Annotated in this window: 5 protein-coding genes and 1 pseudogene; 2 read left to right on the forward strand and 4 right to left on the reverse strand. The window is 59.2% G+C overall.

Annotated elements, in window-relative coordinates; translation table 11 throughout:
- Positions 1-93: 93 nt before the first annotated feature.
- The 4 genes from PA598K_RS09695 to PA598K_RS09710 form a co-directional block, all read right to left on the reverse strand.
- Positions 94-1626 (reverse strand): methyl-accepting chemotaxis protein, encoded by a 1533-nt coding sequence (locus PA598K_RS09695; protein WP_128656759.1) that lies wholly within the window; start codon positions 1624-1626, stop codon positions 94-96.
- Between the two features lie 201 nt (positions 1627-1827).
- On the reverse strand, positions 1828-2400 hold the full coding sequence (locus PA598K_RS09700) for a GyrI-like domain-containing protein (protein ID WP_128656760.1): 573 nt from the start codon (positions 2398-2400) through the stop codon (positions 1828-1830).
- 2 nt (positions 2401-2402) lie between these two features.
- Positions 2403-3266, reverse strand: a complete 864-nt coding sequence (locus PA598K_RS09705; protein ID WP_221414117.1) for an AraC family transcriptional regulator — start codon at positions 3264-3266, stop codon at positions 2403-2405.
- Between the two features lie 157 nt (positions 3267-3423).
- The gene (locus PA598K_RS09710; RefSeq protein ID WP_128656761.1) at positions 3424-4254 is read right to left on the reverse strand and encodes a hypothetical protein; all 831 of its coding nucleotides are present in this window, start codon (positions 4252-4254) and stop codon (positions 3424-3426) included.
- Positions 4255-4439: 185 nt separating this feature from the next.
- Between PA598K_RS09710 and PA598K_RS09715 the strand changes: the two genes are divergently transcribed.
- Together PA598K_RS09715 and PA598K_RS09720 are read left to right on the forward strand one after the other, a co-directional pair.
- Positions 4440-5768, forward strand: coding sequence for a hypothetical protein (locus PA598K_RS09715; protein WP_128656762.1), 1329 nt, complete (start codon positions 4440-4442; stop codon positions 5766-5768).
- Positions 5765-6547, forward strand: a pseudogene (locus PA598K_RS09720) (ATP-dependent helicase); the annotation flags it as partial. The gene PA598K_RS09715 and the pseudogene PA598K_RS09720, both read left to right, overlap by 4 nt.

The following is a 6547-nucleotide window of genomic DNA, read 5'->3' on the forward strand; positions in this document are numbered from 1 at the left end:
ATCGGCGGATTCGGCGATACTTATGCGATTTATCGCACATCTCCGAGCCGCACCGACGGATTCGACGATACTTGTGCGATTTTTCGCCACCTACTACATCTTGCGCAGGATGCCTAGCAGCTCCTCCGACATCGTACTCACTTCCTCCGCCGACGCGTTGACCTGCTCGGTCAGCGCAGCCTGTGCCTCGGTCAGACTGGACATGCTGCTGATCTTGGCGAGGATGTGGTCGATGCGTTCATTCATCTCCTGCATCGTCGTGGCGATCGTGCTGGAGGCGTGTCGGCTATGCTCGGCCAGCTTCCTCACCTCGCTGGCGACGATCGAGAATCCGCGGCCATACTCCCCTGCATGCGCCGCCTCGATCGAGGCGTTCAGACCGAGCAGGCCGGTTTGATTGGCCACCTCGCTGATGAAGCCGGTAATATCCTTCGTTTCATTCGTTTTTTCCTTCACTTCCATCGCCGCCTGATGTGATTGCTCCTGCACCTCGACGATGTCCTGGGCCTGCTCGGTGACCGAGACGATGCCGCGCACGATCTCGTTGATCGCCGACAGCAAGCCCTCCATTTGCACATTGACCATGCGGATGACTTCTTCCTTGTTGACCTCATGCGTCACATCGCGGATCGTACCGGCTACCCGCAGCGGGATACCCTGCTCGTCGCGGATCGTCTCGCCGCCTGCCTGATACCAGCGGTATTCACCCTGCTTGGAGCGCAGACGATACTTCACGTTATAGTCGGTCTGGCCGGTATAGTCGTTCAGATGTCTGGCAAAAGCGTTCAGCGTAGGCTCGGCGTCATCGGGATGCAATTGGTTGCTCCAACTGCTCAGCACGTTCGGGAAATCATGCTCGCCCTCAAAGCCGATCGTCTTGCGGAATTGCTCCGACCACCAGAACGCATTGTCCGGATTGACTGGATCACCCGCCACCACGGTCATATCCCACGGTGCTTCGACCAGGGCGCGATTGACCAGATCATAGCGGACGACCAAGGCATTCAGCTCGTCCTGCTTCACTTTTCGGTCATGAATATTGAACAACGCGCCTGCGACCATGATCGGCGTCCCGTCGGCTGTACGGATGGTCGTCCCTGTAGCCTGGAACCATTTGTATTCGCCGGTCTTCATCTTTAAGCGATACTCGATATCATACTTGATCGTGCCGGTGCGATCGAGCATATGATCGGCGAACAGCTGCAATACGCCGCCCTTGTCCTCCGGGTGGAGACGGCTGGACCAACTGTCCAGCACATTGGGGAAGTCCCGTTCGTCCGTGTAGCCGATCATCCGTCGCAGCTCATCGGTCCAACTGAACTCATTGTTCGGGTTGACCGGGTCGCCCTCGTACACATCCATCTCCCATAAGCCGATATCGATCGCTTCGGTAATCATATGTAATCGGACTTTGTAATACGCCTCGCGCTTGGCGATAACAGACGTTAGACGCGTCAACAGCGCCTGCCACTCCTCCTTATCGGCCTGGGTAGAGAGAGCAAACTGCGTTTCTTCATTGCGTTCGGCCAGCTCGACATACGTTCGCAACGATTCGAGGAGATGACGATCTGCTGGCGGTGCGATTGCCTTCGGAGAGCTTCCTTTAAGCTTGGTTAGTATGGACATATGCTCGTGACCCCTTATCTCGTGGTGTGAATTGACTATAGCACACGGGCGAGCGCAAAAGATGAAGTAAAATCACATGGACGATAATTTTTTTCGAAATATTCACAATAGTAAGTCAAAAGTGGAAGCGCATGCCTCTTCCCCCACTTCACAGGGAGGCAAGACATGCGCTTCTGTCTCGATGCTATGCGAAGCAGCGCGCTATGTGCTGCTGACTCCTGCCGTTTGCTTCGGCTTCACGGGCATGTAGTAGTCGAGGACCAGCACCTTCTGACCACGCCTCTGAGGGAGGCCGAACCGTTGCTCGGTATACACCTCGCAGGAAAAGTAATGCGCCCAATCCACCTCATAGCCATGGCTCTGAACGGCTTCCACCGTCAAGCGGTGTGCGTTAGGATAGATGTCGTGCTCCTCTCCCTCGATCCATGCCTGCGCAATGCGACAAGCGGGCATATCATAGGCAGCATAGCCATCCGGGACCGGGGTTGTCGTCTTCATCAGGAAACCGGCCACATAAGTAAACGCGCCGTCCGCAGGATTGAAGTCCCGCAGCATCCCCTCATATCCGTCCGGCGTCTCCGCAGGGCAATGCTCGCTCATGGCGGCCAATGCATCGAAGGTGCCGTCTGCGAAGCACCGCTGCCACAGCGAAGGGATCGTCGGGAAGGCGGTCGGGAAAACAGGGTTGACCTCCTCATGCTTCGTGCAGATTTCTTTGCCTACCATCTTGTAGGGACCAAAGTCCGTAAAGTCGATTCTAATCAAATTCGCCATCGTCATCTTCCCTTCGTATCAATCGGAATCCACAGCTCATGCTGCGGGTCGTGTCCTGACGGATAGTAGCACTCGATGGCCGGGACATCGGCCAGTACATAATCGGATGTTGGGAGCCACTCGGTGTACAATCGCTGCCAGGTCGCTGCAAAGTCGGCCAGTCCGGCAGGCTCGAAGATGACCCACAGGTGGCCCGGGATCTGCATCTCCGTCATGCCCTCCGGCGCCTCTCGTTCATAGGGGACCGCCAGCGTATACGAGAAGGCATCCTCTCTCCCCCAATCGCCGCCGGACAAAACGCCAAGTACCGCATGAGGCGCGTGACGACCGCAATCCCTCAGCAGATCGATTAACTGCGCCCCTCTGCCGTCCTGACTGGCCTTTTGCCAGAGCTTCGGTACCTGGGTGTAGGCTTGGTCCATGCATACGTCATGACGGAAGCCTGCGGCCGCAAATCCCGGCTTCCTCTCGATACGGTAGCTCATCTCTGTCCTCCCTTGGACTGTCATCTGGAAGGATAACCGCGGATACGCCTTCAGTCGCGCTCCTGGCTGGCGAGCGGCGGTTGGCAACATGCCGTGCAGCTCGCGAAAGGCCCGCGTGAATGCAGCGTGGGATTGATAGCCATAGGCAAGCGCCACATCGATCACGCTTTGATGGCTCTGCTGCAGCTCAAAGGCTGCTAGCGTCAACCGCCTGCGCCGGATATATTCGGACAAGGTGACCTCCGCCAGGAAAGCAAACATGCGCTGGAAGTGGTAATTCGGGCAGCCTGCCGCCTTGGCCGCTTGCTTGTAGCTCAACTCTCCCCTCAAATGGTCCTCGATGTAATCAATGGCTGCGCGCATACGATCCGCCCAATCCACGGGATAGCCTCCTCCTGTATCCAAGTCTAGCAGAACTGCAAACCGCTGCTATGCAGCAACCGCTCAAAAAATGCAAAGGGCATGAGGCTTCCTCATCCAATGGAGAGGCCTCATGCCGTTCAAACAAAATGACGCTCACCGTCCTCTGTCGACGCAGCTATATCTCGAACGTGCTCTGTATCGCTGGCCATAGACGGACCTGCTCGCTGCAGGATGGACAGCTGGCCATCCCCGCGAGATACGGCAGATGGTCAGTCCACGTCCGCTCGCCGATCACTGCCGCCCGCTCCGCGAGCACCCTCGTCTCCGCCTCTCCACAAGAGGGATCGGGCACGATCGGCTGCGGCTCCTGCTCGGGCTCGAAGACGGGGTCGCTCGCGAAGGCTTGCAGCACCGCCGTATCGTCCGCTACAGGCCAGATGTAGATCTCCTCCTCGCAGGACGGGCATACGCCGACATACTCATCCCCTTGGACGAACGTCAGCAGGATGTTGGCGACGATGTGGTCTCCTCGATACGCTGTATCTGCGATCAGCAGGTAACGCTTCTCCATGTCGTCGGCATGCTCGGCCGCCGCGGCTAACACTTGCTCCGTCAGCGATCTGAGCTCGCCTACAGCGTCCAAGTAACCGCTATACAGCTCCACGCACGCAGGGCCGCCGATCTCCTCCGCCAGCTCCGGCCATGCGGCGAGGAAGGTCGCCTCATCCAGCTCATCGCGAGCCGCCTCGATAATCCCGCCATTGAGGAATAACTCCTGACGCACGACCGCATCGTCTGTCGCACATGCGATTCGGGCCAAGTACGGCATCGCGGCATAGGTGGCCGGATAGATCGTATTCTGATGATACAAGTACTCCTGGAACAGCTCGTCAAAAACGTCCCGACTATACGCCTGCTCCAGGCGCTGCAACAAAGCAGGCAGCTGCTCTGCCGTGCCATACGGCCCGGACAGCTTCGCCCATACATGGCTATCTAAGTGAAGCATACGATCCCTCCGTCTCAAGGCTTCCATAAATTAATGGTTTGATCCTATCATACCAAGACCGCTGACGATCCGCCTATGTCTTCTTGTCCAATTATGGAGGAGGACTAAAGTGTGAGATACTTCGTGGTATAATTGAGGTATCGTTTGACGGAGATATATAACTAAAAAAAGGAAGGTTCGTTATCATGACGAGGATCGAAGCTCATCAAGGGGCCAAGCTGAGCGTCGCCCAGTGGCTGCGCTGGATCAGGGACTGTGCTGCCAGCGCCAACAGCACTCAGCACCAACCAAGCTACAATTATGAAGTGCGCAGCCTCGTGCAAGACGCCATGCCGGAGCTGTCCGCAGCGGAGGAATGGCTGCTCGAGCTGCATGTCGGTCTGTTCCTGCTGCGCAAGCACTGGACCTATAGCTACACGGGCTACTACGTCAACATCGCAAGAACGGAGACGATGAACGACATCCTGCGTCAGCTCGCCTTAGGCTTGCCCACCGAGACCATCGACAGCCCCTGGGAGCTGCTGCAGGATACGATCGCCTATATACGACAGACAGCGATGCATGAGAAAGCCTTGGCCTCCGTCTACCTGGATGTCTATGCAGAGCTATGGATTCGCTTCCTCGCCCCTAGCGCGGGCAGCCCCGGGCGCTTCGAGGAGGAGTTGACTCGACTGGAGAATGAGGAGAGTCGTGGAAATGGCGGCGATGTCGCAGAGCCAGATGCAGCAAATGGGCAGATGGTGGCGGATCTAGAGGGTTTCGAAAGTATAGCAGCTGTAGAAGATGTCGGGACGGCTAGGGGTACCGCAGGGCTGAGCGGCTCGGGGTCGCCCAAACGAAGTCTGCTCTTCCTGACCGGCGCTCGCGCCTGGATGTACTATTGGCTGGGGGAGGATCGCCAGGCCTGGCAGCAGCTCGAGCTCGCGGCACAGGAGCAGTTGAAGCCTGCACAGGTGCTCCGCTTCCTGAACGTGCTGGAGGAGGCCGAGGACTGGTCGCGGCTCGAGGCGTGGATGAGCGGATGTGCGACCGATCGTCTCGGCAGGCAATATAACAGCATACAGGCTTACGGCAGCTACTGGGATATCGTCGTCGAGCATCTGCCGGAGACAGAGGAGCGGATGTGGGAGGCCATTAGCAGCCTGCTGCCGCTCAGCCGCGGCCTGTACGAGAAGCGCCTGCTGCGCTATGGCCGCTGGCGACTATGGATCGATTATCAGATCAGTATCGGCGAGGACCCCCTCGACTTCCGAGTCCGAGATCTGCAGCCGATCGAGAAGGGCGATCCCGAGGCGCTGCTGCCCTGGTATCACCAGAGCGTAGAGCGGCATATCCTGCTCCGCAACCGCGACGGCTACAAACGGGCGGTGAAGCTGCTGAAACGGCTGGCCAAGCTGTACAAGAGGCTGAAGCGCGAGCCGCGTTGGGGAGCGTACGTGGACGGCATCGCCAAGCAATATAGTCGGCTGCGGGCGTTCCAGGAAGAGCTGAGGAAAGGAAAGCTGATCCCATGACAACGAATTATACGGTGAACGCAATACCTGTCTGGCTGGTGCTCGGCCCGTATGGCGACGCGATCATCTTCACCGAGCCGGAGATACTGGGGGAATCAACGGGACTAAAGCTGAAGCATCGCCTGTTCGCTTGGCACGAGCCGTCCTGCTATGGCACGGAGCTGGTCGTGGAACAGATGGGCGAGCACGAGGTCGTCGAGCTGCCTGCGGAGGAGGTGATCGCCTTCTTCGGCGAGGGGCAGCTGCTGACGCATATCAAGTGGCAGTGGCAGGACGATGCGGCACAGCTCGTCGCGCTCGCGCCGCTGCTCTGCGAAGCGCTGGAGCAACGCCTGTACGAGCCCGACCTGGCGGCGTATCGCAGCGGCGAGCTGCGCTGGAGCTGGGATGGGGCAGCGATCGCGGCCACACTCGGCGAGGCGAGACGCGCCGAGCTCGAGCGCGAGCTGAGCGGCTGGAGCGAGGAGGCGCTGGAGGGGCTGCGAGCGGCTTACTCGGCGGCGGTGACGAGCCGCTACTACGGCACGGAGGCCGACGAGGCGGAGCTGCGCCGCGAGTTCCCCGCGCTATTCGCCCGCGAGCATGCGGCAGCCTGGGCGGCGGGACTCGACCGCGAGGCGTGGCTCGTGCAGATCGGCTGGAAGGCCGATGTCGCGCCGTTCCGCCCGCTGCTGCAGCTGATCGAGCCGTGGGAGGGCGACGAGCGCTCCCGCTGGCATCTGCGCCTCGTGCTGCAGGACAAGAGCGACCCGGCGGCGCTCAAGCGGGTGCGGCTCGCC

Origin of the sequence: Paenibacillus sp. 598K, assembly GCF_003851045.1 — a bacterium.
In the GTDB taxonomy this organism is placed as follows: Bacteria; Bacillota; Bacilli; order Paenibacillales; family Paenibacillaceae; genus Paenibacillus_D.